This window comes from Stenotrophomonas sp. Ker107b (genome assembly GCF_053847245.1).
Map to the genome: position 1 here is coordinate 62,206 of NZ_JBSPHX010000002.1, position 24,685 is coordinate 86,890.

Genomic DNA, 24,685 nt, shown 5'->3' on the forward strand with positions numbered 1-24,685 from the left:
CCCGGGCGCGCCGTACGCCCTTTCTTCCCGATCCACGGAGAACCACCCATGTCCACCCTGGTTTCGCTCCGCAACATCACCAAGACCTACCAGCGCGGCCCCGAGAAAGTGCAGGTGCTTCACGGCATCGACCTGGACATCCAGGCCGGCGATTTCGTCGCGTTGATGGGTCCGTCCGGCTCGGGCAAGACGACCCTGCTGAATCTGATCGGCGGGTTGGATACGCCCACCGCCGGCGAGATCGAGATCGAAGGCGAGCGCATCGATCGCATGAGCGGCGGCCAGCTCTCGACCTGGCGCAGCCACCACGTCGGCTTCGTGTTCCAGTTCTACAACCTGATGCCGATGCTGACCGCCCAGAAGAACGTGGAGCTGCCGCTGCTGCTCACCCACCTGGGCGCAGCGCAGCGCAAGCGCAACGCGGAGATCGCACTGACCCTGGTCGGCCTGGCCGACCGCCGCAGCCACCGCCCGAATGAACTCTCCGGTGGCCAGCAGCAGCGCGTGGCGATCGCCCGTGCGATCGTCTCCGACCCGACCTTCCTGATCTGCGATGAGCCGACCGGCGATCTGGACCGCCAATCCGCCGAGGAGATCCTGGGGCTGCTGCAGCAGCTCAACCGCGAACACGGCAAGACCATCATCATGGTCACCCATGATCCCAAGGCCGCCGAGTACGCCACGCACACGGTGCACCTGGACAAGGGCGAACTGGCCGACGCGCCAGCGGCCCACTGACGGAGGATGCGGCGATGAAATACTTCTCGCTGGTCTGGGCACAGCTGTTCCGCAGCAAGACCCGCACCCTGCTGACGTTGTTGTCGGTGGTGGCGGCCTTCCTGCTGTTCGGCATGCTCGATTCGGTCCGGGTGGCGTTCAACTCCGGCGGTGACACCATCGAAGGCGCCAAGCGGCTGGTGGTCTCCTCCAAGCTCTCGATCACCCAGAGCCTGCCGCTGCGGCTGCTGCGCGACATCGAAGCCACCCCGGGCGTGCGCAAGGTCAACTACGCCATGTGGTTCGGCGGCATCTACCAGGACCAGAAGAACTTCTTCCCGAGCTTCTCGGTCTCGGACAACTACATGGACCTGTACCCCGAGTTCGAGCTGCCGCCCGAGCAGGCCGAGGCATTCAAGAACAACCGCACCGGTGCACTGGTCGGTGAAGCCCTGGCCAAGCGTTTCGGCTGGAAGGTGGGCGACACCATTCCGATGCAGGCCACGATCTTCCCGCGCAAGGGCAGCAACGACTGGCCGCTGGAACTGAGCGGCATCTACCGGGCCAAGGACCGCAACAACGCCGGTGCGGAGAATCAGCTGCTGCTGCACTGGAGCTACTTCGACGAATCCAACGACTACATCAAGAACCAGGTCAGCTTCTACACCGTGCAGCTGGAGAACCCCGCGCACGCCTCGCGCGTGGCCCAGGCGATCGATGCGCTGTCGCTGAACTCCGATCACGAAACCAAGTCGCAGACCGAGGCGTCGTTCTCACAGGCCTTCGCCAAGCAGTTCGCCGATATCGGCCTGATCGTCACCGGCATCATGGCCGCGGTGTTCTTCACTCTGGTGCTGCTGACCGGCAACACCATGGCCCAGGCCGTGCGCGAGCGCATCCCGGAGCTGGCGATCCTCAAGACACTGGGCTTCAAGGACGGCACCGTGCTGGTGCTGGTGATGGTCGAGTCGGTGCTGCTGATCGTGCTCGGCGGGCTGATCGGCATGGGCCTGGCCTCGGTCGTGATGCCGGTGATCAGCGCCAGCAGCCAGGGCATGATCAGCCTGCCCGGCGTACCGGCGCAGACGTGGGTGGTGGCGCTGTGCCTGATGGCGGTGATCGGGATCGTGGTGGGCCTGCTGCCGGCATTGCGCGCGCAGCGGTTGAAGATCGTCGATGCACTGGCCGGGCGCTGAGGAGACCACCATGAAAACGCACTGGATGTGGAACGTATTGACTGTGGTGGCGCTGCTGGTCGCCCTGGTGGTGTGGATCGTGCTGCCGTGGTGGATGGTGCTGGCGATCGCCGTGCTGCTGGCCGCGTGGCTGGTGCTTACCCGCAGTGGCCGGCTGTCGCTGGCAGCCGCACGGATCGGCATTGCCAGCCTGCCGCAGCGCTGGGGTGCGTCCTCGGTGATCGTGGTCGGCATCGCCGGCGTGGTCGGGGTGCTGGTGGCGATGCTGGCCATGGGCGATGGCTTCAAGGCCACCCTGGAGCGCAGCGGCAGCGATGACGTGGCGATCGTGCTGCGCGGCGGCTCGCAGGCGGAAACCAACTCGGTGATCATGCGCGACCAGGTCCCGCTGATCGAGAACCTGCCCGGCGTGGCCCGCGGCAGCGACGGCAAGCCGCTGATCTCCGCCGAGCTGTCGCAGGTGATCAGCCTGCTCTCGCGCAGCGACCACAGCGATACCAACGTGCAGTTCCGCGGCGTCGGCGAGCAGGCGTGGGCCGTGCGCGACAACGTGCGCATCATCGCCGGCCGCAGGTTCAAACCGGGCCTGCGCGAGATCGTGGTCGGCAAGGGCGCCCAGGCGCAGTTCGAGGGCCTGGAGATCGGCAAGACCCTGCAGCTGGGCAAGCAGGAATGGACGGTGGTGGGCGTGTTCGCCTCCAACGATGTGCATGAGTCGGAGCTGTGGTCGGACACGCAGACGTTGTCCACCACCTACAACCGCAGTGCGTATCAGTCGGTCAACGTGCGCACCGAAGGGGCGGCGGGCTTCAAGCAGTTCAAGGACGCCATGGAGGCCGACCCGCGCCTGAAGCTGGATGTGGAGACCACCCGCGACTACTACCGCAAGCAGTCCGGCGGCCTGAGCAAGCTGATCAGCATCCTGGGCACGGTGATCGGCGCGATCATGGCAATCGGCGCGGTGTTCGGTGCACTCAACACCATGTATGCGGCGGTGGCCACACGTGCCCGCGAGATCGCGACGATGCGGGCGATCGGCTTCCGCGGCGTGCCGGTGGTGACCGCGGTGATGCTGGAGACGATGCTGCTGGCCCTGCTCGGCGGCCTGCTCGGTGGGCTGGTGGCGTGGCTGGTGTTCAACAACTACACCGTCTCCACGCTGGGCAACAATTTCAGCCAGGTGGTGTTCCAGTTCCAGGTCTCGCCGCAGCTGCTGTGGACGGGCTTGAAGTGGGCCTTGGGCATCGGCCTGGTCGGTGGTCTGTTCCCGGCGCTGCGCGCGGCGCGGCTGCCGATCACCACGGCGTTGCGTGAGACCTGAGCGAGACGTTTGAACAACGCGCGTGCGCGTGATCGCGCACGCGACATAGCAACTCCGGCGCCGCACTCGCAAGAGTGCGGTTCTTTTTTTGCGTGCCGCATTCACTGCGCGTTTAGGTGTAGCGCGCGCACGTAAAGGCGCGGCTGTACGCACGCTGCGACACGATCCCGCACGCGCTCAAGTTGCCGCGCGCCTCGCCGCTATCGGTGCCTCTGCCCAACACAGCGCGACGTTTTTTCGTGCGCGGCATGACGAAGTGAAAAAGGTTTCGTCTGAATGCGTGATTTTGTCAGCCATCGTTCATTTACAGCGCTTTTTACGCTTTCAAATGAAAGTAAAAATTTTGAAAAGTCATTAGACTCCCGCCCCCCACGTCGTGGTGTGTTGTTCCCCACGCCGCCCGAACGGGCGAATGTTTTTACAGAGAAAGAGAAACGCACGGATGTATTTGAAGACCAATCCGCTGCGCAACGCGATTGCCATCGCGCTTGTCGCCAGCTGCAGTGCCCCCGCCTTCGCACAGAGTGCCGATGACGGCACCACCAACCTCGATCGCATCGAGATCACCGGCTCGCGCATCCGCCAGGCCAGCGTCGAATCGGCCCAGCCGGTCGTCGCGCTGAACCGCGCCGAGATCGAGAAGAAGGGCTACGTCAACGTCGCCGACATCCTGCAGGACGTCACCGCCGCCGGTTCGCCGAGCATGAGCCGTGCCTCCTCGCTGGAATCGGGTCGCGACTTCGGCGGCATGTACGTGAGCCTGCGCAACCTGGGCCCGGAACGCAGCCTGGTGCTGATCGACGGCCGCCGCATGGGCGTCAGCGCCGGCGGTTACTCCGATCTGGCCTCGATCCCGTCCTCGATCGTGGAGCGCGTGGAAGTGCTGACCGACGGCGCCTCGGCCCTGTACGGCTCGGACGCCATCGCCGGCGTGGTCAACATCATCACCCGCAAGAACTTCGACGGTGCCGAAGTCAGCGCCTACGTCGGCCAGTACAGCGAGGGCGACGGCCAGAAGACCGCCTACAGCGCGACCTTCGGCAAGACCTTCGACCGTGGCTGGGTCACCGTGGGTGGCGAGTACACCGACGAAGATCCGGTCCTGGGCGGCACGCGTGCGTTCACCGCGTACCCGAACGGCCCGCGCCACACCGGCGACGGCCTGAGCGGCGTCACCCCGTGGGGCTATGCGACCGTCAACGGCAGCAACCTCAGCGTGGGCCCGGGCGGCGATCCGACCCAGCTGGGCAATTTCAAGCCGGCGGACAAGGCCAACGACGCCAACACCAAGACCAACATGAGCCTGCTCACCGGTCTGCAGCGCAAGTCGGTGTTCGCAAACGGTGGCTTCTCGATCACTGACAACCTGCGTCTGGTCGCCGATGCGCTGTACAGCGAGCGCGAGTCCAGCAAGCAGCTGGCCGGCTATCCGTACCAGAGCACCGGTTCGCGTGCGCTGCTGTCCAAGGACAGCGCGTTCAATCCGTTCGGTCGTGACGTTGCCTTCGCGCATCGCACCGAAGAGCTGCCGCGCGGCACCGAAAACAACCTGACCACCAAGCGCGCCAGCCTGGGCCTGGAAGGCAGCTTCGAGACCGGTTCGCGGTACTGGGACTGGAACGTCAGCTACATGTACAACCGCAATGAAGGCGAGCGCATCGGCACGGGCAGCATGTTCCAGCCGAACGTGAACCAGTCGGTCGGCCCGTCGTTCCTGGATGCCAACAACGTCGCCCATTGCGGCAGCGTCGGCAACGTGATCGCCGGCTGCACCCCGTGGAATCCGCTGGCCCCGATGGGCTACACCGGCCCGGGCTCGCTGAGCAACCAGGACGTGCAGGACTTCCTGTTCACCCGCTTCACCGACACGATGCAGAGCACCACCAAGGTGGCCAGCGCGAACATCTCCGGCTCGCTGTTCAGCCTGCCGGCCGGTGACATCCTGGGTGCACTGGGCGTGGAGCACCGCAGTGAAGAAGCCAGCTACTCGCCGGACCTGATGGTCCGCAACGGCCAGATCGCCGGCACCACCGGCCAGCCGACCCAGGGCGATTACTCGCTCAACGAGGTCTACCTGGAACTGCAGGTCCCGCTGCTGGCCGACATGGCCTTCGCACGTGAACTGTCGCTGGACATGGCCGGTCGCTATTCGGACTACAACAACTTCGGCTCGACCACGAACACCAAGTTCGGCCTGAAGTGGAAGCCGATCGACAGCCTGCTGGTGCGCGCCACCTACGGCACCGGCTTCCGTGCACCGACCGTGGAAGATCTGTACGGCGGCACCACCAGCACGCGCGATTCCTACACCGATCCGTGCGACACCAACTTCGGCGCGGCCGCCAACAACCCGCAGGTCCTGGCGCGCTGCCTGGCCAACGGTGTTCCGGCCAACTTCCGCCAGCTCGCCGCTGACGGCACTGCCGCGACGGTGCCGGGCCAGCAGGGCGGCACGGACTTCAGCTCGGGCTCCAACCCGGAACTGAAGCCGGAAACCGCGAAGACCTGGACCGTGGGCGTGGTCTACAGCCCGGAGTTCGTCTCGGGCCTGGACCTGAGCCTGGATTGGTGGAAGATCCGCATCAACGACGTGATCGTCGGTGAGTCGGCCACGGACATGCTCAACCAGTGCTACGTGCTGGGTGTGGACGCGGCGTGCGACCGCTTCACGCGCGCCCGTTCGGGCCGCACGATCGGTCAGGTCAACGGTCTGGACCGCACGCTGTTGAACGCGGGCTACCAGGAAACGGCCGGCTACGATCTCTCCGTACGTTACCGCCTGCCGGAACTGGCGATCGGCAAGTTCGCGGTCTCCTGGAACACCACGTACGTGGATTATCTGGAGCGCAAGAACGACAACGTCGACACCACCCCGGTGCGTCAGTACACGGGTTGGGAAGGCAACTTCCGCGTGCGTTCGAACCTCAATCTGGACTATCAGTTCGGCAACTTCGGTCTGGGCTGGACGGCGCGTTACTACTCCAGCATGAAGGAGAACTGTGCGTACACGACGGAGTGCAGCAATCCGGGCTTCAGTTCGGCGTACACGGGCCGCCAGGGCATCAACAAAGTGGGTTCGAACACGTTCCACGATATCCAGGTGCGTTATGTGCTGCCGTGGAATGGCACGGTGTCGATGGGCGTGAACAATGTGTTCGACCATCAGGGTCCGATCATGTACAGCCAGCCGAACAGCAGTTTTACGTACTACGGTGGGTTCGATATCGGCCGCTATATGTACATGAAGTATCAGCAGCGTTTCTGATCGGGTTCGCCTGATCAACCTTTTCTGATCTGCGGCTTACTCTCTCCAAGCCGCTGAGTGGAAGTAAGACGGCGCCTTCGGGCGCCGTCTTTTTTTTTATCTTCGTTATTGGAGCAATGGCTCTTAGAGCAACGGCGCTTAGAGCGACGGCCTTCAGAGCAAGAGCCTTCAGTGCTGGACTCGCCCTGGCTTGGGCGGGCACGGGTGGGTTGTCGGGACCCGCTGCAAGTACGTCCATGTAAGCTCATATGCCGCCATCCATGGCGGCATATGGTCCCGCCAACCCACCCGTGCCCACCCTTTGACAATGGGCTGGTGCGCAACGGAAAAGCGGCACCGCGGCGTCGGCTCTTGATCTACTCGGCTCTTGATCTGCTCGGCGTTGATCCGCCCAGCTTGATCGGCTCAGCGTTGCTTTGCTCTGCCTCACAGACGCCGCGCCAGTTCGCTCGACGTGCGTGGCTGCGCTCTGTCATGTCCACGCTTCGACCGTCGTTGCTTCCACCGGATCAATACGCTTGGCGCAGCAGCAATGGCGCCGAAGTGCCGAGCCGCCCGTCGCGTTGACCTTGGCCACCAGCCCACTGTCGGAGGCGGGGCGTGGGTGGGTGTGCGGGACCATATGCCGCCATGGATGGCGGCATATGAGCCCCCATGGATGGGTTCACGGCGGGTCCCGCGCACCCACCCACACCCCGCCCAGCCAAGCAGCCCGGCAAACCAAGGCTCCCGCTCCCGCTCTCAAGCTCTCAAGCTTTCAAGCTTTCAAGCTTTCAAGCTTTCAAGCTTTCAAGCTTCTTAGCCTTCAGCGCTTCAACGCACCACCCACCCGCGACCGCCACACCCCGTCGCCGATGAACAGCAGCAGCCCAGTCCAGATCGCCGCGAAGCCCACCGCCTTGGCCATATCGAACGGCTCGCGGAAAAAGAACACGCCCAACAACAACCCGATACTCGGCGCGATGTACTGCAGAATCCCCACCAGCGACAGCGGAATCCGCTTCACCCCGTATGCAAACCCGATCAACGGCAACGCCGTCACCGCACCACCGAAGATCAACAACGCATCGGTGCGCCAGCCCCAGCCACTGAAGAACCCGCCGCCGTGCCCGTTCTCGCTCCACAGCGCAAACCCGATCGCCGGCAGGAACAGATACAGACTCTCCATCCCGAGCCCCGCCACCGGGTCCACCGAAATCATCTTGCGCAGCAGCCCGTACAGGCCGAACGAACAGGCCAGCCCCAGCGCGATCCAGGGCGGCGTTCCGGCATCGAAGGTCAGCCATGCCACACCGAGCGCCGCGCAGCCCACCGCGAGCCACTGCAGGCGGCGCAGGCGCTCTTTGAGCACCACCACACCGAGTACCACGCTGACCAGCGGATTGATGAAATAGCCGAGGCTCGTCTCGATCACATGCCCGGCGTTGATCGCCCAGATGTACAGGCCCCAGTTGAACGCGATCGCCACGCTGCTCAACGCCAGCGTCGGCAGCGCGCGCGGCTGCGCGGCGATGGCCTTCCACCAGCCCAGGCCATTGCTCAGCAGCAGCCAGGCCACCACCAGCACCGTGCTCCAGATGATGCGGTGGGCGATGATCTGCTGCGACGGCACGGCCTTGAGCAGGTGCCAGTAGACCGGCACCAGGCCCCACAGGGTGAAGGTGAAGGCGGTGATCGCGAACCCGCGGCGCTGTTCCTGCAGGCTGTGTTGGGCGGGCAGGCTCACTTCGCGCGCGTCCGGGCCAGGGTCAGCACCACCACGCCGGCCAGGATCACGGCCATGGCGAGAAAGTCACGGCCGCCGAAATGCTCGTTGCCGATGATCACGCCCAGGATCACCGCGATCACGGGATTGACGTAGGCGTAGCTGGCCACCAGCGCCGGGCGCACGTTGTGCAGCAGCCACACGTACGCGGTGAAGGCGACGATCGAGCCGAACACGCACAGGTAGGCCACCGCCAGCAGCCCATTCATGCTGGGCCAGGTGGTCGGGCGTTCGCCGCTGAGCAGGCCGAGCACGACCAGCATCACGCCGCCGCAGAGCATCTGCCCGGCGGCGGTCATGAACGGGCTGGGCAGGTCCAGGCCGCGCGCCCAGATCGAGCCGAAGGCCCAGCCGATCGGGGCGATCAGCAGCAGGATCAAGCCCTGCGGCGAGGCGGTCAGGCTGCTGCCGGCGTTGAGCCAGACCACGCCGAGGAAGCCGATCGCGATGCCCAGCCACTCACCGCGGCTGGCGTTCTGTCCGCGCATCGCGCCAAACAGCGCCATCCACAACGGCACCGAGGCCACGGCCGTGGCGGCCAGGCCGGAAGACACCGTGCGCTCGGCCAGCACCACCATGCCGTTGCCCAGCACCAGCATGGTCAGGCCCATGATCGCCAGGTTGCGCCACTGGCGCCTGGTCGGGGCAGGCGAGCCACGCCAGCGCAGCACGGCGTACATCAGCGTGCCGGCGATGATGAAGCGGCCCCCGGAGACCATCGTCAGCGGCAATGCGCCACCTTCCAGCGCCAGCCGGATCCCGAGATAGGTGGACCCCCAGACCACGTACACCAGCAGCAGCGCCAGGACGACCAGGCCGCTGCGGGGAGCGGCCGACGGGGAGTGCGGTAGGACGGCCATGGGCCACCACGGTACGGGGGAAGGGGAATTCTAGGCCGTTGCCGATGGCGCGGCACGCGTTGAGGTGGCACGCTGTTTTCATCAGGCCGCATCGTGATGCCTGACACGCACCCGTTTTTGACGTGCGGTAAGGTAACAAGAGCCATCAACGCTTCCCCGCCAGGACCCCCTACCCTGTATGAGTACATCCGTCCCCGCCACCGCGGCACCTTCCGACCGGGCCGCCCTGCGGCGTTCCATCTCCAATACCCTCAAAGGCTCGGCCGGCAATCTGGTCGAGTGGTATGACGTCTACGTCTACTCGGTCTTCGCGGTCTACTTCGAATCCCAGTTCTTCTCGGCCGCCGACAAGAACTCCACCATGTACGTGTGGGCGATCTTTGCCGCCACCTTCCTGATGCGCCCGATCGGGGCGTGGTACTTCGGCCGCTTCGCCGACCGCTACGGCCGCCGCCTGGCCCTGACGGTGTCGGTCACGATGATGGCCGCCTGTTCGTTCCTGATCGCGATCACCCCGACCGCGTCGCAGATCGGCATCTGGGCGGCGGTGATCCTGCTGTTCGCGCGCCTGCTGCAGGGCTTCGCCACCGGCGGCGAGTACGGCACCAGCGCGACGTACATGTCCGAGGCCGCCATTCCCGGGCGTCGCGGCTTCCTGTCCTCGTTCCATTACGTCACCCTGGTCGGTGGCCATGTGCTCGCACAGCTGACTCTGCTGTGCATGCTGACCTTCTGGGACAAGCCGGAGATTTCCGCGTGGGGCTGGCGCGTGGCGTTCGGCATCGGCGGCATCGGTGCGATCGTGGTGTTCTGGCTGCGCCGGACCATGGACGAATCGCTGCAGTCCGATTCCATCGAAGCTGCACGCGATGGCCGTGCCAAGGCCTCCGGCTCGATGCGTGAGCTGTTCGTCAACCAGTGGCGTCCGCTGCTGCTGTGCTTCCTGATCACTGCGGGCGGCACCGTCGCGTTCTACACCTACTCGGTGAACGGGCCGAAGATGATCCAGAGCGCGTTCGCGGGCAATGACGTCATGACCGGCACGCTCATCAACCTCGGCGTGCTGACCTTCCTGATGGTGCTGCAGCCGATCGGCGGCTGGCTGTCGGACATGGTCGGGCGCAAGAGCCTGCTGGTGTTCTTCGGGATCGGCGGCGTGCTGTACAGCTGGTACCTGATCACCGAGCTGCCCAACCAGCATGATCCGTTCATGGCCTTCCTGGTGCTGGGGATCGGCTTCGTGATCCTGACCGGCTACACCTCGATCAACGCGGTCGTCAAAGCCGAGCTGTTCCCGACCCATGTGCGTGCACTGGGCGTGGGCTTCGGCTATGCGATGGCCAACTCGCTGTTCGGTGGTACCGCGCCGCTGCTGTACCAGGGCGCGCTGAAGACCGGCCAGGTCAACCTGTTCGCGGTATACGTCACCGCGATCATCGCGGTGTCGCTGGTGGTCTACATGTTCTTCCTGACCAACAAGGGCCCGAACTGGCTCGATGGCACCCGCAAGTAAGCGCTGCCCCGCCCGCCCCGCGCTCGCGCGGGGCGGGGGAATGCTCGCGGTGCTGGTCCCGGCGTTTGCCCAGGCCAGCAGCTCTGCCCATGCAATCAGCGCCCCTGCGGGCGCTGTATTGCTATGGGGGGCAGCCCTGCTCGCCGCCGGCACGACCGTGGCGTGGCTGCTGGGTCGGCCATCGGCGCAGGCCCGCTGGCCGCGGATCGGTTTCGGTCTGGCGCTGTTGGCGGTAATGGTCGCCCTGGCACTGCAACTGGCGGCCGACCTCGGCAGCGGTCACAGCGCGCTGCAGCTGCGTTTTGGCCGGCATGCCGCCAGTGCCGACACCCAGCCGACGCGGTTCGGCTGGATGATCGCCTGTTATCTGGCCGCGCTCGCGGCCAGTGGCTGGGGCGCCTGGCGCCTGTTGCGGCGGCCTTGAGCGCCGCCGACGGCTCGCCTTAACGGCGGGCCGATTCGCTCTTCTCGCGCTCGGCGCGGAACTCGGAGCCTTCTTCCCACTGCGGCCAGCGACGGCTGTTGGCCAGCTCCGCGCCCAGGTCGTAGACCAGCAGGGTGTCGGCGGCATGGCCACTCGGATCCCAGTTCGGGGTCCAGGCATCGCAGGCCTGGTGGTAGCAGGCGGCGAAATACGCATCGCGCAGTTCACGGCCCTTCTCGACCCCACCCTCGCGCATGTCCAGCCCCGGCCCGATGGTGATTGCCGGCACGCCGAGGCGGGCGAAGGCGAAGTGGTCGGCGCGGTAGAAGAAGCCGGCTTCCAGATTCGGATCCGGCGAGTAGGTGCGGCCGCGTGCCTTGGCCACGCGCTCCAGGTCGCCTTCCAGCGAGACCCGGCCCTTGCCCCACGAGGCGATATCACGGGTCGGGCCATCCGGGCTGAACATCTCGATGTTCAACACTGCAGCCGTCTTGTCCAGCGGGGCGAGCGGGTGCGCGGCGTAGTAGCTGGCGCCGAGCAGGCCCTTCTCTTCGGCGGTCAGCGCCACGAAGTACAGGGTGCGCTGCGGCTGCGGGCCGGCAGCGAAGACACGGCCCAGCTCGAGCACGGTGGCCACGCCGGTGGCGTTGTCGATCGCACCGCGACGGATGCGGTCACCCTTGGCATCGGGCTGGCCGATACCAAAGGCATCCCAATGCGCGGAGAAGATCACCGCTTCATCAGCGTGTGCGCCGCCCGGCAGCTTGGCCACCACGTTGCGGGTGATCACCTGCTCGCGCTTGAGCTTGAAGTCCACCGAGAGCTGCGCATCGCCCAGCGCGACTGGCTTGAAGGCCGGGGTCATCGCGCGGCGCTTCTCGGCCTCGAAATCCAGGCCCGCGTCGCGGAACAGCTGCTCAGCCAGGCTGCGCTGCATCCAGCCGCGCACCGGCACGTGCTGGGCCAAGGCCTGCTCGCGGGTGCGTTCGATATCGAACAGCGGCGAGGTGCCCGAGCTCTTCACCGTGGCCCAGCCGTACGCGGCCGGCGCGGTCTCATGCACGATCAGCACGCCCTGCGCACCACGGCGCGCGGCTTCTTCGAATTTGTACGTCCAGCGGCCGTAGTAGGTCACCGCCATGCCATCGAACGCGCCCGGCTGGTCGGCCTCGAAATCGGCGTCGTTGATCAGCACCACGGCGATCTTGCCGTGCAGATCGACGTCCTTGTAATCGTTCCAGTGGCGCTCGGGCGCATCGATGCCGTAGCCCACGAACACCAGCGGGGCGTTCTTGATCGCCACCGCATCCTGCGGACGCAGGCTCTGCAGGGTCACGTCCTCGCCATTGACCAGGGCGCGCTGCTTGCCCTTCTGGCGCAGCTGCGCACGCACCGGACCATCGACCTGCGCACGCACCATCGGCACCGGCTGCACCCAGCCGCCGTCAACGCCGCCGGGCTGCAGGCCGTACGTCTTGAATTCTTCGATCAGGTACTGGACGGTGCGCTCTTCGCCGGGCGTGGCCGGGGCGCGGCCTTCGAACTCGTCCGAGGCGAGGATGCGTACGTGCCGCGACAGGGCCTGCGGGTCGATGCCGCCGCCGGGCAGGTCATTGGCGGCGTGGGCCAGGCCGCCCACGAACAGGCAGGACGACAGCAGCAGCATGCGCATCGGATTCACGGCAGACACCAGGACGGAAAACAGGACACCGGAGTGTAACGTGACACCCGCATGACCGTGCACTAGCGGCGGTCGCGATCCAGCCAGCAGGCCAGGCCCTGGGCGTTGAGCTCGATGTCCATCGCCAGCACCCGGGTCACCGCCTCATCGTCCAACGGGCAGCCGTGGGCTTGTGCGCGTTCCAGGTACAACGCCGTCAGCGCGGCGACCAGGCAGCGATGCCGATCCGGCCGACCGTCGCATTGGCGGCCGATCTCGACCATCGCATCGATCTGCTCGACGAGATCGTCAGCCAGCTTCCGCGGCGGTGCCACGCGCCCGTAGTGGGTCAGGTACATGGCCTGTGGATCGTAGGCCAGCATCTTCGCGATCGACTGCTTCAGCGGCTCGGGATCGAACTGCACCGGCGATGACGTCGGCACGATGAAGGCCCCCTGCGCGCTGTCCAGCTCGCGGTAGGACAGCCCGAAGGTATCGCCGGTGAACCAGCTGCGGCTGCGCGCATCCCACACGCACAGGTGATGACGCGCGTGCCCGGGCGTATCGATGCACAGCAGCGGGCGGCCGGCCAGATCCACGGTATGGCCATCCTCGGCGATCACCACCCGGTCGGCGGCGACCGCCAGGATCGGCCCATAGCTGCGCGCGATTTCCGCTTCGCCATAGACCTCGGTCGCACCGGCGATCAGGCGGGTCGGATCGACCATGTGCGGCGCACCGCGCGGATGCACCACCAGCGTGGCGTTGGGCAGCTGCTGCATCAGCAGGCCTGCGCCGCCGGCATGATCCAGGTGCACGTGGGTCAGGATCAGCCACTCGACCTGTTCGGGCGTGCAGCCGGCGCGCGTCAACGCGGCGAGCATCGCCGGGACGGCCAGGCCGGTACCGCAATCGATGAAGGCCGCCCGGCCGTTCTCGACGATCAGGTAGGCGGCGTCGAAATCATCGCGCTGGAACGCGGTGTCGATCGTATGAATGCTGGGGTCGACGTGCATCACCACCTCCCTGGCGCGAAACGCCCCCATCTTACGTCGATCAGTGCAGCGGCTTCGATGCGGCTTTGGTCGCAGTCGCGCTCAGAAGTGGCCCTCGCAGCAGCAACGCGGCCACCATCACCGCCAGGAACGCGCCGTAGGCATAGAGCACCGCCAGCACCTGTCGCCAGATCGGCCCGGCATCGTTCTGGACCACGCCGATGTGGTGGCCCCACAACATCGCCAGGATGCTCAGCACGAAGGCCAGCACCAGCGCAGCACCATCGAACAGGCGGCGCGCGGTGCCACGCGGCTGGCGCGGAAACAGCCAGTACAACGTGCCCAGCAGCACGAACCAGGGCAGGAACAACAACAACGACAACCAGGCCATCGCAGTCTCCCGTGCAGGAACACGCCCCTGCGGCGTGCAGGGGCATCATGCCATAGCCCGGTTGTCGGCCCGCGGCGGGGGTTACCCGCGCAGCGCCTGCAAGGCGGCGAGCACGACATCCACCTCGGCCTCGAGCTTGAACAATTCGCTCTGGAGTCCGTCGCCATGTTCGGTCTGCTTGAGCACGCCGATCAGCTGGCCGGCGTCACGCGGCGAATCGAAACCTTCGCTCTGGATCAGCAGCGTGCCGTCACTGGCCTGCAGCTTGAAGTAGAAGCGGCCATCCTGTTCGCGGTACTGCTTGAACAGCGGCGGTGCAGCGCGTGCGGCCCCGCTTTCTTCACTGGGCACGTCACCGGCGGTGGACAGATCGCGCAGGCCCACCGCATGACGCAGCTCCTTGAGCAACGGCACGGCCAACTGCTCGCGCAGCTGCTGGCCACGACGACGCAGCAGCGCCTCGATTTTTTCCGGCTCGGCCATCAGTGCGTCATAGCGCTCGCGCAGCGGGGTGATCTCGCTGTCGATGCGCTCGAACAGCTGCTGCTTGGCATCGCCCCAGCTGATGCCGTCGGCGAAGGCCTGCGCGAACGCCGCGGTCTGCTCCGGGGTGGCAAACGCCTGGTACATCTGGAACAGCGCCGAGCCTTCGGTGCTCTTGGGCTCGCCGGGTGCGCTCGAATCGGTGAGGATCGAGAACACCAGCTTCTTCAGCTCCGCGCGCGGGGCGAACAGCGGAATGGTGTTGTGATAGCTCTTGCTCATCTTGCGGCCGTCCAGGCCCGCCAGTGTGGCGACCTGCTCATCGATCACCACCTCCGGCAGCGGGAAGAACGCCTGCCCGTAGACATGGTTGAAGCGCTGCGCGAAATCGCGCGCCATCTCGATGTGCTGGATCTGGTCGCGACCGACCGGCACGCGGTTGGCCTTGAAGATCAGGATGTCGGCGGCCATCAGCACCGGGTACATGAACAACCCCGCGCTGACCCCGGCGTCGTCGTCCAGCTGTTCCTCGCGGTTCTTGTCCACGGCGGCCTTGTAGGCGTGCGCGCGGTTGAGGATGCCCTTGCTGGCGATCACGGTCAGGAACCACATCAGCTCGGTGGTTTCCGGGATGTCGCTCTGCCGGTAGAACCACACCTTGTCCGGGTCCAGCCCACAGGCCAGCCAGCTTGCCGCGATCTCCAGCGTGGAGCGCTGGGTGCGCTCGGGCTCCTGCGCCTTGATCAGGCTGTGCAGGTCGGCCAGAAAGAAGAAGCTCTCGATATCCGAGGCCTGGCTGGCGGCGATCGCCGGGCGGATGGCACCGACATAGTTGCCCAGATGGGGCGTGCCGGAGGGGGTGATGCCGGTAAGAACGCGGGTCGTCATGGGGGAATCAGTGCTGACAAGTGAACCGCCCCAGTTTACCTGCCCGCGCTCAACCCCGTTGGCCGGGGCCGTGCGTTTGATACTGCACCTGCCCTGCGGAGCCTTGCCATGAAGCGTCTGATCCTGCCCCTGCTGGCCGTGCTGGCCCTGTGCGGCTTCAAACCCGGGCTCCCACTGCGCTACGACACCGGTCCAGTCCACCTGACGGTGATCGACCGCGACAGCGGCAAGGCCCTGACCCAGTACCGCCAAGGCCCGCAGCGCTGGGTGGCCGGGCAACAGGGCCACCGCTACAGCGTGCGCCTGCGCAACGGCAGCGCCGAGCGCGTGCTGGTGGTGCTTTCGGTCGATGGGCTGAACGCCATCAGCGGTGAAGTGGCCGCACCCAGCCAGACCGGCTACGTCCTCAACCCCTGGCAGACCACGGACATCCACGGCTGGCGCAAGTCGTCGGAGGAGGTCGCCCAGTTCGTGTTCACCGATCCGGACCGCAGCTACGCCGGCCGCACCGGGCGCCCGGACAACATCGGCGTGATCGGCGTGGCGGTCTTCCACGAGGCCGGGCGGGTGTCCATGGCAGTCGCCCCAGCGGCGGCGGGATCGGCCGATGCCAAGGCGCGCCCACAGGCACGCTCGTCCTCACTGGAAAGTGTGCGTGTCACCGGCGCCTCCGCACCGGCCCCCCAGCTCGGCACCGGTCATGGCGAGCGCGAGGCCTCGCGGGTACGCAACACCGCCTTTGAACGCGATACCCACTACCCGGCGCAGCAGGTGCAGGTCCGCTACGACAGCGAACGCACTCTGATCGCCCGCGGGATCATTCCACGGACAGGCACACCGGCACGCGGTGAACCCCAGGCATTCCCCAACCGGTACGTGCCGGATCCGCCGCCGTATCCAGGCCGCTGATCGCGAACGACGCGCATGAAAAACGGGCCGCTCTCGCGGCCCGTCCCGGTTTCAACCCCCGACGGCTGATCCGTCGTACTGGATCACCACTCAGTGGTAATCCGGATAATCCTTGCGCATGGCCGCTTCGAAGTCGCGGACCTCGGTTTCAGCACGGTCACGTGCCCAGCCATAGCGTTCCTGCAGGCGTCCTGCCAGATACTCGGCATTGCCTTCGGCCACCTTGAAATCGTCGTCGGTCAGGTCGCCCCACTTGGCCTGCGCCTTGCCCTTGAGCTGCGTCCACTTGCCGGAAATGATGTCTTTGTTCATGGGTTCGCATCCTTGATTGCAACGGCCATCTCGCCGTGGGACCAGAATGCGACGGTGCACGTTGGCATACGGTCAACCAGCGATGAAACACGCGCTCACGAGCTTGAATGGATTCACTACGGCATGCAGCCACACCGTGATCGCGCGGTTATCTCGCGCGCATGAAAAAGGCCGGGAATCCCCGGCCTTTTCCGTTGACTGCTGATCCGCGGATCAGTTGCCCTTGGCAGCGTCTTCGACCGATTCACCGGCCTTCTGCACGTCCTTGCCTGCACCAGCAACGGTGTTGCAGCCGGACAGCATGGCCACCGAGAACATCGACAACAGCATCAGTGCGATAACACGCTTCATGGGGTTCTCCTGGTTGTTCAAATTCAATACCGAAATCCGGTCCCGCCTGTCAGGAGAGCACGCCAGCGCAGCCCCCCTTCCTGACCTGCAGTGCCGTGAGTCGAAACACACGGCGCCGCGTGACGTGCAATCTGGCTGGAGAGGCGTGCAGCGGATGTGAACGCAGGAAAACGCGGTTCAGCCAAGCGTTCTCAATCGCGCATCAGCGTCGATTTCCCGAACAGGCTTTCGACCAGATCGACGGCCAGTTCGGCGGTCGCATTGCGGTTGTCCAGCAGCGGATTCAGCTCGACGATATCCAGCGAGCCCATGCGCCCGGTGTCGGCGATCATCTCCATCACCAGCTGCGCTTCACGGTAATTGACCCCGCCCGGCACGGTGGTGCCGACGCCGGGTGCAATGCTCGGATCCAGGAAATCCACGTCGAAGCTGACGTGCAGGTGCGTGTTGGCGTCGATGCCGGCCAGCGCTGCCTCCATCGTGCGCTTCATGCCGGCTTCGTCGATGTAGCGCATGTCATAGACATCCACCTGGTGCTGCTTGATCAGGCGCTTTTCTTCCTGGTCCACCGAGCGGATGCCGATCTGGTGCACCTGCTGTGGGCGGATCGCCGGGGCATCGCCACCCAGCCGGGTCAATGCGTCCGGGCCGAGCCCGCACAGGCAGGCTACCGGCATGCCGTGGACGTTGCCCGACGGCGTGACCTCGCTGGTGTTGAAGTCCGAATGCGCGTCCAGCCACAGCACGCGCAGGTCCTTGCCCTGCTCGCGGCACCAGCGCGCGACCGCGGTGATCGAGCCGATCCCCAGGCAGTGGTCGCCGCCCAACATGATCGGCATGCGCCCGGCCTGCAGCTCGGCGTAGGTGGCGTCCATCAACGCACGGTTCCAGGCCACCACCTCATCCAGATGGCGGTAGCCCTGCACCGGTGCCGTCCACGGGTTGCGCGGACCGGCCAGGTTGCCGAGGTCGCGTACGTCCACGCCGCGCGCGGTGAGCGCGTCACCCAGGCCCGCGATGCGCAGGGCGTCCGGTCCCAGACCCGCGCCACGGTGGCCCGCGCCAACATCGGTGGGCACGCCAATCAGGGAAACCGGGGAATACATCGCCATCGCTGTTGCCTCCATTGCAAAGAGGACCAGCATAGCCAGCGCGGGGCGATACGACTCGCGGCGCTGCAGCAGTCGTCATCGACCGTGCAGCAATGGTGCCGGCACCCGGATTCGAACTGGGGACCTACCGCTTACAAGGCGGTTGCTCTACCAACTGAGCTATGCCGGCATGGGCATCGCGGCGGGACGACCCGTCGCGGAGCCGGGATTCTAGCGCAAGCGCACGCATTCCAGCGAGCGCTGCTGGGCCGCACCGCTGCGCTGGCGGGCCACGGCGGGGTCGGTCCCCTCGGCGAGGGTCGCATCCAGCCACCACTGCGCGCTGCCGTCGCCTCCGCTGGCGACCATGGTCGCCTTGAAACCGGCCGCGCTCAGGGCGGCCAGACGGCGATCGGCGCCTTCGCGATTGCGGTACTGGCCCAGCGCGATGGCGTTGGTGTCCTCGCCCTGGGCAATGATGTAGTAGTCGCTCACCCCGGCCGCGACGATGCGCTTGACCGTGGCCTGCGCCTGCTCACGGCTGGCGGCGGGCGGCAGTAGAACGCGGTAGCGGGTGGCGCCAGCATCGGCAACCTCACGCAGCTTGGCGCCACGCAGGGCACCCCCGGCGCGCGACTGGGCGGCCTGGGCGGCAGCGCGGTCAGCGAAGGGCCCCAGGCTCACGCATTGGGCGGGAGTGGCTGTCGCGGTGACGGGTACGGGTACGGCGGCCGATGTGGGCGCTGCGGCCACCGGGGCCGGTGCAGGCACGCTGGCAGCCGGCGTTGGCGCAGGCGTGTCGGCCACGGCGGTGGTCGGCGCGGCGGTGGTCACCGGCGGCTGTGTCACAGGCGCGGACGCGGAGGCGGGCGTGACGTCCTGCAGTGCCGGCGCGACGGTCACCGGCGTCGCCGTGGCCGGCGGCGCCTGCGTGCTCGGCAGCACTTCCAGCTGCGCCACACCGACCGGCGATGCCGGCGGTGCGCTGGCCGGTTCGCCACGCAACAGCCACCACAGCGCGACACCGAGGTTGAGGATGACCAGGACGACGATCAGGGCACGGGTAAGCATCGGCTGATCCTAGCCTGCCGACGGCGGTTGATGCACGGCCCAGCGGGCCAGCCCATCAAGCACCAGTGCGGGCTGGAATTCGGCATCGCCGAGCAGCGGCAGCAGGGCCGGCGCACCGCCGCCGTGGACCAGCAGGTGCGGCAACGCGCCGAGCCGTTCGCCGCCCTGCACACGGCTGCGTTCGATCAGGGCCACTGCCGCCCCATCGCAGCCGGAGGCCAGCGCATCGGCAGTGTCATTGGCGAACTCGCTGTAGTCACCGCCCGCCGCCGGCAACTGCACGGCACGTGCATGCAAGGCTTCGCGCATGGTGGTGGGCGAGGCCGAAATCCGCCCGCCATGATGCTGGCCGTCGGCATCCAGCAGATCGATGGTCAGCGCTGTGCCCACGCCGGCAATCAGCACGGCCTGGCCACGCGCGGCCACGGCCAGCAGCGCCAGGTAGCGGTCCACGCCGAAGCGGGTGGGATCGGCATAGGCGATCCGCACACCGGCGTAGTCGGCTTCGGTGCGCGCCACCCGGACATGGCGGAAGCGGGCCTGCAATACATCCAGCATGGCGGCGGTCAACGAGGGTGCGGCGACGCTGGCAACGTAGGCGGTGTCGCCCGACGGGAGCGCCTCCAGCGCCGCGACCGGCATCGCTTCAGCACCATGCGGCCACGCCTGCACGTCGCCCGCGCGCACGCCCTGCAGCGGCGCGAACTTGAAGCGCGAATTGCCCAGATCAAACAACCAGTCGCTCATTGCGCCCTCACGCTGACTTCGCCCGCATGGAAAACCCGTTCGCTGCCGTCGATGCGCACGCGCAGCGCCCCGTCATCGGCCAACCCCAGCGCCGTGCCGGCAAACAGTACGCCGCCTTCTTCCACCTGCACCTCGCGCCCGGCCAGGCTGTCCAACGCGGCATACCGCGCGAGGAACGGCGCGAGGCCGTCCTGCTCGAACGCGTCCAGTGCCGGCAGCAGGGCGGCGAGGATGTGCGCGACCACGGCGTTGCGTGAGGTCTGTGCGCCGGCCAGCGTGTCCAGATCGGTCCAGGGCTGGGTGATCTCCGCCGCGAACGCAGCGGGCATGCGCACGTTGACGCCCAGGCCGATCACCGCGCGCGCCGGACCGGCAAATTCACCGCCGCCTTCGATCAGCAGACCGCCGAGCTTGTGGCCATCGACAATGAGATCGTTCGGCCACTTCAGCGATACACCGGGGTAGCCGGCCTCGCGCAGCGCCTCGGCCACCGCGACCCCGGCGACCAGGCTCAGCCCGCCCAGCCGCGAGAGACCACCGGCAAACCCGCGCAGCACCGAAAGGTAGATATGCGCCGCCAGCGGCGACGCCCAGACCCGCCCGCGGCGCCCGCGGCCACGGGTCTGGCGCTCGGCAAGCAGGACCATCGCCCCGCGCTCCGGCGCGCTGCAGCGCAGCAATTCGGTGTTCGTTGACGCGACCGACCACGCCACCTGCAGGGAACTCAGCTGGCCGCCGACGGCGGCCGGCAACGCGGCCTGGATCGCCTCGGCATCCAGCAGATCCAGCGGCTGCTGCAACTGGTAGCCGTCACCGGCGCGGCCGTCGATATCGATGCCAGCCGCCCTAAGTCCTTGAATCCGCTTCCAAATCGCGGCACGGGTCTGGCCCAGCTCGCGCGCCAGCGCGTCGCCGGACAGGCGCCCGGCGCCCAGTTTGGCCAGCAGTTGGCGGTCGTCCACGGCAGCTTCCATCGGGGTAAACGGGAAAAGTATGCGGGAAAGCCGCCGCCAGCGCCCGCCGGGGGGCCTTCCAATCCCCCGGCCGAATCGGGCTAGAATCGAGAACTTGACCCGCCGCTGGATGTTGACGATGCGCCCGTTCGCCCATTGCCTGCTCCTCCTGATGGCCCCGCTGGCCGCGCATGCTTCCGATGCGCTCACCACGGCGGGCCGCGGCGCGTGTGTCTATTCGGCCAACGAGAACGAGCGCAGCGCACCGGCATCTGCTTCGGCGGCTGCGGCACCGGCCACGGTGAAGCCCAGCGCCAGCAGCGGTACCAGCACCGGCGGTGGCGGCGATGACGACGTGCTGCCGCGCCTGCGCGCGCCGAAGTGGCACAGCTTCCTGCCGGGTATGTTCCGCTGATCGAACGACTGTTGGGCTGGCTGCGCCGCACGCCACGCGAGATCGACCCTACCCTCTGGGACACCACCTGCCGCCGCGCCGCCTGGCTGCAGCAGCTGGATCCTGCCCGCCGCGAACGCCTGCGTGCCCTGGCGGCCCGCTTCCTGCACGAGAAAACCATCAGCCCCGCCGCCGAACTGCAGCTGGAGGACGCCGATGGCGTGTTGCTGGCCGCGCTCTGCTGCCTGCCACTGCTGGAAATCGGCGAGATCGGCCTGCGTGGCTGGTCGCAGCTGATCGTGTATCCCGAGGCGTTCCGCGTGCACCGCAGCCAGGTGGATGCGGCCGGCGTACTGCACGAATGGGACGACGCGCTGATCGGCGAATCGTGGGACAGCGGTCCACTGATTCTGTCGTGGGCCGACATCCAGGCCGACATCGCCGATCCGGAAGCCGGGTTCTGCGTGGCGGTGCATGAGATGGCGCACAAGATCGATGCGCTGGACGGGGCGATCGACGGCACGCCGCCGTTGCCGCGCGCGTGGCAGCAACAATGGGCGGCGGATTTCCAGCAGGCCTATGACGCGTTCTGCGCCGAGGTGGACCAGGGTCGCGAGACGCTGATCGATCCGTATGCCTCCGAAGCGCCGGAGGAGTTTTTTGCCGTGGTCAGCGAGTACCACTTCTCCGCACCGGCGCTGCTGGCACGCGAGATGCCGGCAGTCGCCGCGCATCTGCTGCGGTTCTACGGTCCGTCACCGCTGACGCGGTGATGCGTTACGGTCCGGGCGGCAGCTTCACTTCAAAGCGTGCACCACCCAATTCCGGCGAACGCTTCACCTGCAGTTCGCCGCGATAATCCTTGATCAGGTCCTGCACGATCGACAGGCCGATGCCGTGACCCTGCACCCGCTCATCGCCACGCACGCCACGCTGCAGCACCTTGGCGATGTCTTCCGGTGCGATGCCCGGGCCATCGTCATCCACCGACAGCACCAGCCCCGCGCGACGCGCACCGGGGGCCGGCAACGGATGCGCGGTCAGCAGCACGCGACGCTTGGCCCACTTGAAGGCGTTCTCCAGCAGGTTGCCGAGCAGTTCCTGCAGATCACCGGGCTCGCCGTGGAAACGCGCGGCCGGGTCGATATCGAATTCGCACAGCACGCCCTTGGAGGCGTAGACCTTTTCCAGGCCCCGCACGATTTCTTCGGCGTTGGATTCGATCGGCAGTGGGGCGGAGAACAGCTTGTGCCCCGAAGAAGCCGCGCGCGCCAGCTGGTAGGACACCAGGTTGTTCATGCGCCGCAGCTGCACGTCGAACTCTTCGCGCAGATCCTCATCGCGTGCGCCGCTGTCGAGCTGCGTACGCAACACCGCGAGCGGCGTTTTCAGGCTGTGCGCGAGATCGGCCAAGGTGTTGCGCTGGCGTTCGAGGTTCTCGCGCTCGCTTTCGATGAAGGCGTTGATGCTGTCGGTCAGCGGCTCCAGCTCGCGCGGATGGCGTTCGCTCATGCGCTCGGTTTCACCGCGCTGCACCTTGGTCAGTTCGTTGATCACGCGCCGCATCGGGCGCAGGCTCCACTGCAGAATGACCGTCTGCAGCAGCAGCAGGATCAGGCCGATGCCGCCGAGGTAGAACCACACGCGCCCGCGGAACACGCGCAGCTGTGCGCCGAGCGCGCGCGAGTCTTCCAGCACGTAGATCGTGTACGGGAATTCGGTGGCCGGGTCGGCGTCGGCATCCCAGACCAGGCCCATGCCATAGCGGTAGGCCGAGCCCTCGCTGCCATCGATCTGGATCATCGGCAACGGGCCTTCGAAGACTTCCTGGCGCGGGGCCAGCATGCCGCCGCCTACCGTGGGCAGCATCGGGCCCTCGGCAGACATGGAGTTGCCCTTGCCGTCCGGCATCACGACCTGCAGGTAGAGGCCGCTGCCCGGGACGTCAAAGCGCGGATCCGGTGGCTGCTCGCGGATGTACAGCGAGCGGTCGCGGGTGAAGTCGATGCCGGCCGCGTAGGCTGTGGCGTAGTTCTTCAGCCGCTCGCGCAGGTTGGCCTTCGCGGTATCGGCGAAGGCCGCGTCCAGCGCGTAGCCGGCCAGGGCCAGGAAGGCCACCAGGCCCACCGAGGCGGCCAACAGCTGGCGCGCCTGCAGTGAGCGCGGCCGCCAGCGTTTAAAGAACCACAGACGGCCGGACATCATCTATCGCCAGCCGCAGCTCAGCCTTCGTTGCGCGGAATGGCGAACCGGTAACCGCGGCCACGCACGGTTTCGATCGGCTTGAGTTCGCCGTCGGCGTCGAGCTTCTTGCGCAGGCGGCCGATGAAAACCTCCAGCACGTTCGAGTCGCGGTCGAAGTCCTGCTGATAGATGTGCTCGGTGAGGTCGGCCTTGGAGACCAGTTCACCAGCATGCATCATCAGGTACTCCAGCACTTTGTACTCGTAGCTGGTGAGATCCACGTTGCTGCCGTTGACGCTGACCGTCTGCGCGGCAAGATCCAGCGCGACCGGGCCGCACTCCAGCGTCGGCTTGCTCCAACCGGCGGCACGGCGCAGCAGCGCATTGACGCGGGCCAGCAGCTCTTCCACATGGAACGGCTTGACGAGGTAATCGTCGGCGCCCTGCTTGAGGCCCTCGACCTTGTCCTGCCAGCTCGAACGCGCGGTCAGGATGAGCACCGGGAATTTCTTGCCCTCGTCGCGCAGGGCCTTGATCAGCTCCATGCCCGACATCTTGGGCAGGCCAAGATCGATGATGCCGACGTCGAACGGAACTTCGCGGCCCATGTACAGACCTTCCTCACCGTCCTGCGCAGCATCGACGGCAAAGCCTTCGCGCTTGAGCCGGGCTGCCAGTGTTTCCCGCAGCGGGGCTTCGTCTTCGACCAGAAGGATACGCATGAACTCTCCCTAGTGTCCTGGGTATGGCCCCATGGGGCCAGTGGGTAATGCAGATGACTGCGGACAACTATCCCTGTTCAGGGGTTATCGCCGCGTAGTGATGACATATCCGAGCGCGGCGTGCGGGGCTGTGAACGCGATGTCGCCGGATCGTCCATATAGCGGACGCGACCGCGATCATCCATGTACTTCACCCGGTTGATGTCGCGCCCATCGAAGGGCACGCGCTCGGCGCCGAGGATGTGTCCACCGGTAGTCCGCTGCACGCGACGCACCGCATCGGACAGCGAGCGCTCCTGCGGACCGCCGCGTTCGGCCGTACGCAGCATCTCGGCACGGGCCGCTTCCGGCGGCGGCATCTGCGCCCACGCACTGGTGGAGGCAGCTGCGCCCGTCGCCAGAAGGGCGAAGGCGGCAATGCGGCGGTGGCGGGTCACGGAGAACATCGGTCTGATCCTAGCGGAGCGCGGCTA

Annotated in this window: 25 protein-coding genes and 1 tRNA gene; 10 read left to right on the forward strand and 16 right to left on the reverse strand. The window is 66.6% G+C overall.

Going from position 1 to position 24,685, the window contains the following annotated elements; translation table 11 throughout:
• The first annotated feature begins 48 nt into the window (after positions 1-48).
• From ACWV8V_RS10285 to ACWV8V_RS10305, 5 genes are all read left to right on the forward strand, one after another.
• A complete protein-coding gene (locus tag ACWV8V_RS10285; RefSeq protein WP_102788867.1) occupies positions 49-738 on the forward strand; it encodes an ABC transporter ATP-binding protein in 690 nt (229 codons plus the stop codon).
• A gap of 14 nt (positions 739-752) precedes the next feature.
• Positions 753-1,913 (forward strand): ABC transporter permease, encoded by a 1,161-nt coding sequence (locus tag ACWV8V_RS10290; RefSeq protein ID WP_455899672.1) that lies wholly within the window; start codon positions 753-755, stop codon positions 1,911-1,913.
• Between the two features lie 10 nt (positions 1,914-1,923).
• Positions 1,924-3,234 carry an ABC transporter permease gene (locus ACWV8V_RS10295; protein ID WP_121044514.1) on the forward strand — a complete coding sequence of 437 codons (1,311 nt, stop codon included), beginning with the start codon at positions 1,924-1,926 and terminating at the stop codon, positions 3,232-3,234.
• A gap of 88 nt (positions 3,235-3,322) precedes the next feature.
• Positions 3,323-3,592 carry a hypothetical protein gene (locus ACWV8V_RS10300; RefSeq protein ID WP_455899673.1) on the forward strand — a complete coding sequence of 90 codons (270 nt, stop codon included), beginning with the start codon at positions 3,323-3,325 and terminating at the stop codon, positions 3,590-3,592.
• Positions 3,593-3,676: 84 nt separating this feature from the next.
• Complete coding sequence (locus ACWV8V_RS10305; protein ID WP_455899674.1) at positions 3,677-6,499, forward strand: TonB-dependent receptor plug domain-containing protein; 2,823 nt, start codon at positions 3,677-3,679, stop codon at positions 6,497-6,499.
• A gap of 805 nt (positions 6,500-7,304) precedes the next feature.
• Here ACWV8V_RS10305 and rarD read toward each other — a convergent pair.
• Positions 7,305-8,225, reverse strand: a complete 921-nt coding sequence (rarD, locus tag ACWV8V_RS10310; RefSeq protein ID WP_455899675.1) for an EamA family transporter RarD — start codon at positions 8,223-8,225, stop codon at positions 7,305-7,307.
• Complete coding sequence (yedA, locus tag ACWV8V_RS10315) at positions 8,222-9,124, reverse strand: drug/metabolite exporter YedA (RefSeq protein WP_455899676.1); 903 nt, start codon at positions 9,122-9,124, stop codon at positions 8,222-8,224. Before yedA ends, rarD begins: the two co-directional genes overlap by 4 nt.
• Before the next feature lie 178 nt (positions 9,125-9,302).
• Between yedA and ACWV8V_RS10320 the strand changes: the two genes are divergently transcribed.
• Positions 9,303-10,637: an MFS transporter gene (locus tag ACWV8V_RS10320; protein WP_123731145.1), complete on the forward strand. Its 1,335-nt coding sequence runs from the start codon at positions 9,303-9,305 to the stop codon at positions 10,635-10,637.
• Positions 10,638-10,677: 40 nt separating this feature from the next.
• Entirely contained in the window at positions 10,678-11,061 is a 384-nt protein-coding gene (locus tag ACWV8V_RS10325; RefSeq protein ID WP_455899677.1) for a hypothetical protein, read from the forward strand.
• Between the two features lie 19 nt (positions 11,062-11,080).
• Here the strand turns inward: ACWV8V_RS10325 and ACWV8V_RS10330 are convergent, their stop codons facing one another.
• The 4 genes from ACWV8V_RS10330 to ACWV8V_RS10345 form a co-directional block, all read right to left on the reverse strand.
• Positions 11,081-12,733, reverse strand: coding sequence for a M28 family metallopeptidase (locus ACWV8V_RS10330; protein ID WP_455900121.1), 1,653 nt, complete (start codon positions 12,731-12,733; stop codon positions 11,081-11,083).
• A gap of 71 nt (positions 12,734-12,804) precedes the next feature.
• Positions 12,805-13,737, reverse strand: coding sequence for an MBL fold metallo-hydrolase (locus ACWV8V_RS10335; protein ID WP_455899678.1), 933 nt, complete (start codon positions 13,735-13,737; stop codon positions 12,805-12,807).
• A 40-nt stretch (positions 13,738-13,777) separates the two neighbouring features.
• Entirely contained in the window at positions 13,778-14,107 is a 330-nt protein-coding gene (locus tag ACWV8V_RS10340) for a hypothetical protein (protein WP_259260499.1), read from the reverse strand.
• A gap of 81 nt (positions 14,108-14,188) precedes the next feature.
• On the reverse strand, positions 14,189-15,478 hold the full coding sequence (locus ACWV8V_RS10345; RefSeq protein ID WP_455899679.1) for a tryptophan--tRNA ligase: 1,290 nt from the start codon (positions 15,476-15,478) through the stop codon (positions 14,189-14,191).
• A 108-nt stretch (positions 15,479-15,586) separates the two neighbouring features.
• On the opposite strand from ACWV8V_RS10345, the gene ACWV8V_RS10350 reads away from it, so the two are divergent.
• Complete coding sequence (locus ACWV8V_RS10350; protein WP_455899680.1) at positions 15,587-16,387, forward strand: hypothetical protein; 801 nt, start codon at positions 15,587-15,589, stop codon at positions 16,385-16,387.
• Between the two features lie 90 nt (positions 16,388-16,477).
• On the opposite strand, the gene ACWV8V_RS10355 is transcribed toward ACWV8V_RS10350, so the two are convergent.
• The 7 genes from ACWV8V_RS10355 to birA form a co-directional block, all read right to left on the reverse strand.
• Positions 16,478-16,699: a CsbD family protein gene (locus ACWV8V_RS10355; protein ID WP_019185523.1), complete on the reverse strand. Its 222-nt coding sequence runs from the start codon at positions 16,697-16,699 to the stop codon at positions 16,478-16,480.
• Positions 16,700-16,912: 213 nt separating this feature from the next.
• A complete protein-coding gene (locus tag ACWV8V_RS10360; RefSeq protein WP_123731139.1) occupies positions 16,913-17,050 on the reverse strand; it encodes an entericidin A/B family lipoprotein in 138 nt (45 codons plus the stop codon).
• 191 nt (positions 17,051-17,241) lie between these two features.
• Positions 17,242-18,162, reverse strand: coding sequence for an arginase (gene rocF / locus ACWV8V_RS10365; RefSeq protein WP_346469092.1), 921 nt, complete (start codon positions 18,160-18,162; stop codon positions 17,242-17,244).
• Positions 18,163-18,255: 93 nt separating this feature from the next.
• A tRNA-Thr gene (locus ACWV8V_RS10370) sits at positions 18,256-18,331 on the reverse strand.
• A gap of 41 nt (positions 18,332-18,372) precedes the next feature.
• Positions 18,373-19,212, reverse strand: coding sequence for an SPOR domain-containing protein (locus ACWV8V_RS10375; RefSeq protein ID WP_455899681.1), 840 nt, complete (start codon positions 19,210-19,212; stop codon positions 18,373-18,375).
• A 9-nt stretch (positions 19,213-19,221) separates the two neighbouring features.
• The gene (locus tag ACWV8V_RS10380) at positions 19,222-19,959 is read right to left on the reverse strand and encodes a type III pantothenate kinase (protein ID WP_259260504.1); all 738 of its coding nucleotides are present in this window, start codon (positions 19,957-19,959) and stop codon (positions 19,222-19,224) included.
• Entirely contained in the window at positions 19,956-20,921 is a 966-nt protein-coding gene (gene birA / locus ACWV8V_RS10385) for a bifunctional biotin--[acetyl-CoA-carboxylase] ligase/biotin operon repressor BirA (protein ID WP_455899682.1), read from the reverse strand. Before birA ends, ACWV8V_RS10380 begins: the two co-directional genes overlap by 4 nt.
• 130 nt (positions 20,922-21,051) lie before the next feature.
• Here birA and ACWV8V_RS10390 point away from each other — a divergent pair, with 130 nt between their 5' ends.
• Both ACWV8V_RS10390 and ACWV8V_RS10395 read left to right on the forward strand, forming a co-directional pair.
• The gene (locus tag ACWV8V_RS10390; protein WP_259260506.1) at positions 21,052-21,327 is read left to right on the forward strand and encodes a hypothetical protein; all 276 of its coding nucleotides are present in this window, start codon (positions 21,052-21,054) and stop codon (positions 21,325-21,327) included.
• Positions 21,294-22,079, forward strand: coding sequence for a M90 family metallopeptidase (locus ACWV8V_RS10395; protein ID WP_455899683.1), 786 nt, complete (start codon positions 21,294-21,296; stop codon positions 22,077-22,079). The genes ACWV8V_RS10390 and ACWV8V_RS10395 overlap by 34 nt, the downstream gene beginning before the upstream one ends.
• Positions 22,080-22,083: 4 nt before the next feature.
• On the opposite strand, the gene ACWV8V_RS10400 is transcribed toward ACWV8V_RS10395, so the two are convergent.
• From ACWV8V_RS10400 to ACWV8V_RS10410, 3 genes are all read right to left on the reverse strand, one after another.
• A complete protein-coding gene (locus tag ACWV8V_RS10400) occupies positions 22,084-23,508 on the reverse strand; it encodes an ATP-binding protein (RefSeq protein ID WP_070474511.1) in 1,425 nt (474 codons plus the stop codon).
• A 20-nt stretch (positions 23,509-23,528) separates the two neighbouring features.
• On the reverse strand, positions 23,529-24,212 hold the full coding sequence (locus ACWV8V_RS10405) for a response regulator transcription factor (RefSeq protein ID WP_019185514.1): 684 nt from the start codon (positions 24,210-24,212) through the stop codon (positions 23,529-23,531).
• Positions 24,213-24,289: 77 nt separating this feature from the next.
• Positions 24,290-24,658, reverse strand: coding sequence for a hypothetical protein (locus ACWV8V_RS10410; RefSeq protein ID WP_123731132.1), 369 nt, complete (start codon positions 24,656-24,658; stop codon positions 24,290-24,292).
• Positions 24,659-24,685 lie beyond the last annotated feature (27 nt).

Coding starts and splice junctions, on each gene's coding strand:
- ACWV8V_RS10285 (WP_102788867.1), top strand. CDS start 49: ATGTCCACCCTGGTTTCGCTCCGCAACATCACCAAGACCTACCAGCGC.
- ACWV8V_RS10290 (WP_455899672.1), top strand. CDS start 753: ATGAAATACTTCTCGCTGGTCTGGGCACAGCTGTTCCGCAGCAAGACC.
- ACWV8V_RS10295 (WP_121044514.1), top strand. CDS start 1,924: ATGAAAACGCACTGGATGTGGAACGTATTGACTGTGGTGGCGCTGCTG.
- ACWV8V_RS10305 (WP_455899674.1), top strand. CDS start 3,677: ATGTATTTGAAGACCAATCCGCTGCGCAACGCGATTGCCATCGCGCTT.
- yedA (WP_455899676.1), bottom strand. CDS start 9,124: ATGGCCGTCCTACCGCACTCCCCGTCGGCCGCTCCCCGCAGCGGCCTG.
- ACWV8V_RS10320 (WP_123731145.1), top strand. CDS start 9,303: ATGAGTACATCCGTCCCCGCCACCGCGGCACCTTCCGACCGGGCCGCC.
- ACWV8V_RS10325 (WP_455899677.1), top strand. CDS start 10,678: ATGCTCGCGGTGCTGGTCCCGGCGTTTGCCCAGGCCAGCAGCTCTGCC.
- ACWV8V_RS10330 (WP_455900121.1), bottom strand. CDS start 12,733: ATGCGCATGCTGCTGCTGTCGTCCTGCCTGTTCGTGGGCGGCCTGGCC.
- ACWV8V_RS10335 (WP_455899678.1), bottom strand. CDS start 13,737: ATGCACGTCGACCCCAGCATTCATACGATCGACACCGCGTTCCAGCGC.
- ACWV8V_RS10340 (WP_259260499.1), bottom strand. CDS start 14,107: ATGGCCTGGTTGTCGTTGTTGTTGTTCCTGCCCTGGTTCGTGCTGCTG.
- ACWV8V_RS10345 (WP_455899679.1), bottom strand. CDS start 15,478: ATGACGACCCGCGTTCTTACCGGCATCACCCCCTCCGGCACGCCCCAT.
- ACWV8V_RS10350 (WP_455899680.1), top strand. CDS start 15,587: ATGAAGCGTCTGATCCTGCCCCTGCTGGCCGTGCTGGCCCTGTGCGGC.
- ACWV8V_RS10355 (WP_019185523.1), bottom strand. CDS start 16,699: ATGAACAAAGACATCATTTCCGGCAAGTGGACGCAGCTCAAGGGCAAG.
- ACWV8V_RS10360 (WP_123731139.1), bottom strand. CDS start 17,050: ATGAAGCGTGTTATCGCACTGATGCTGTTGTCGATGTTCTCGGTGGCC.
- rocF (WP_346469092.1), bottom strand. CDS start 18,162: ATGGCGATGTATTCCCCGGTTTCCCTGATTGGCGTGCCCACCGATGTT.
- ACWV8V_RS10375 (WP_455899681.1), bottom strand. CDS start 19,212: ATGCTTACCCGTGCCCTGATCGTCGTCCTGGTCATCCTCAACCTCGGT.
- ACWV8V_RS10380 (WP_259260504.1), bottom strand. CDS start 19,959: ATGAGCGACTGGTTGTTTGATCTGGGCAATTCGCGCTTCAAGTTCGCG.
- ACWV8V_RS10390 (WP_259260506.1), top strand. CDS start 21,052: ATGCGCCCGTTCGCCCATTGCCTGCTCCTCCTGATGGCCCCGCTGGCC.
- ACWV8V_RS10400 (WP_070474511.1), bottom strand. CDS start 23,508: ATGTCCGGCCGTCTGTGGTTCTTTAAACGCTGGCGGCCGCGCTCACTG.
- ACWV8V_RS10405 (WP_019185514.1), bottom strand. CDS start 24,212: ATGCGTATCCTTCTGGTCGAAGACGAAGCCCCGCTGCGGGAAACACTG.
- ACWV8V_RS10410 (WP_123731132.1), bottom strand. CDS start 24,658: ATGTTCTCCGTGACCCGCCACCGCCGCATTGCCGCCTTCGCCCTTCTG.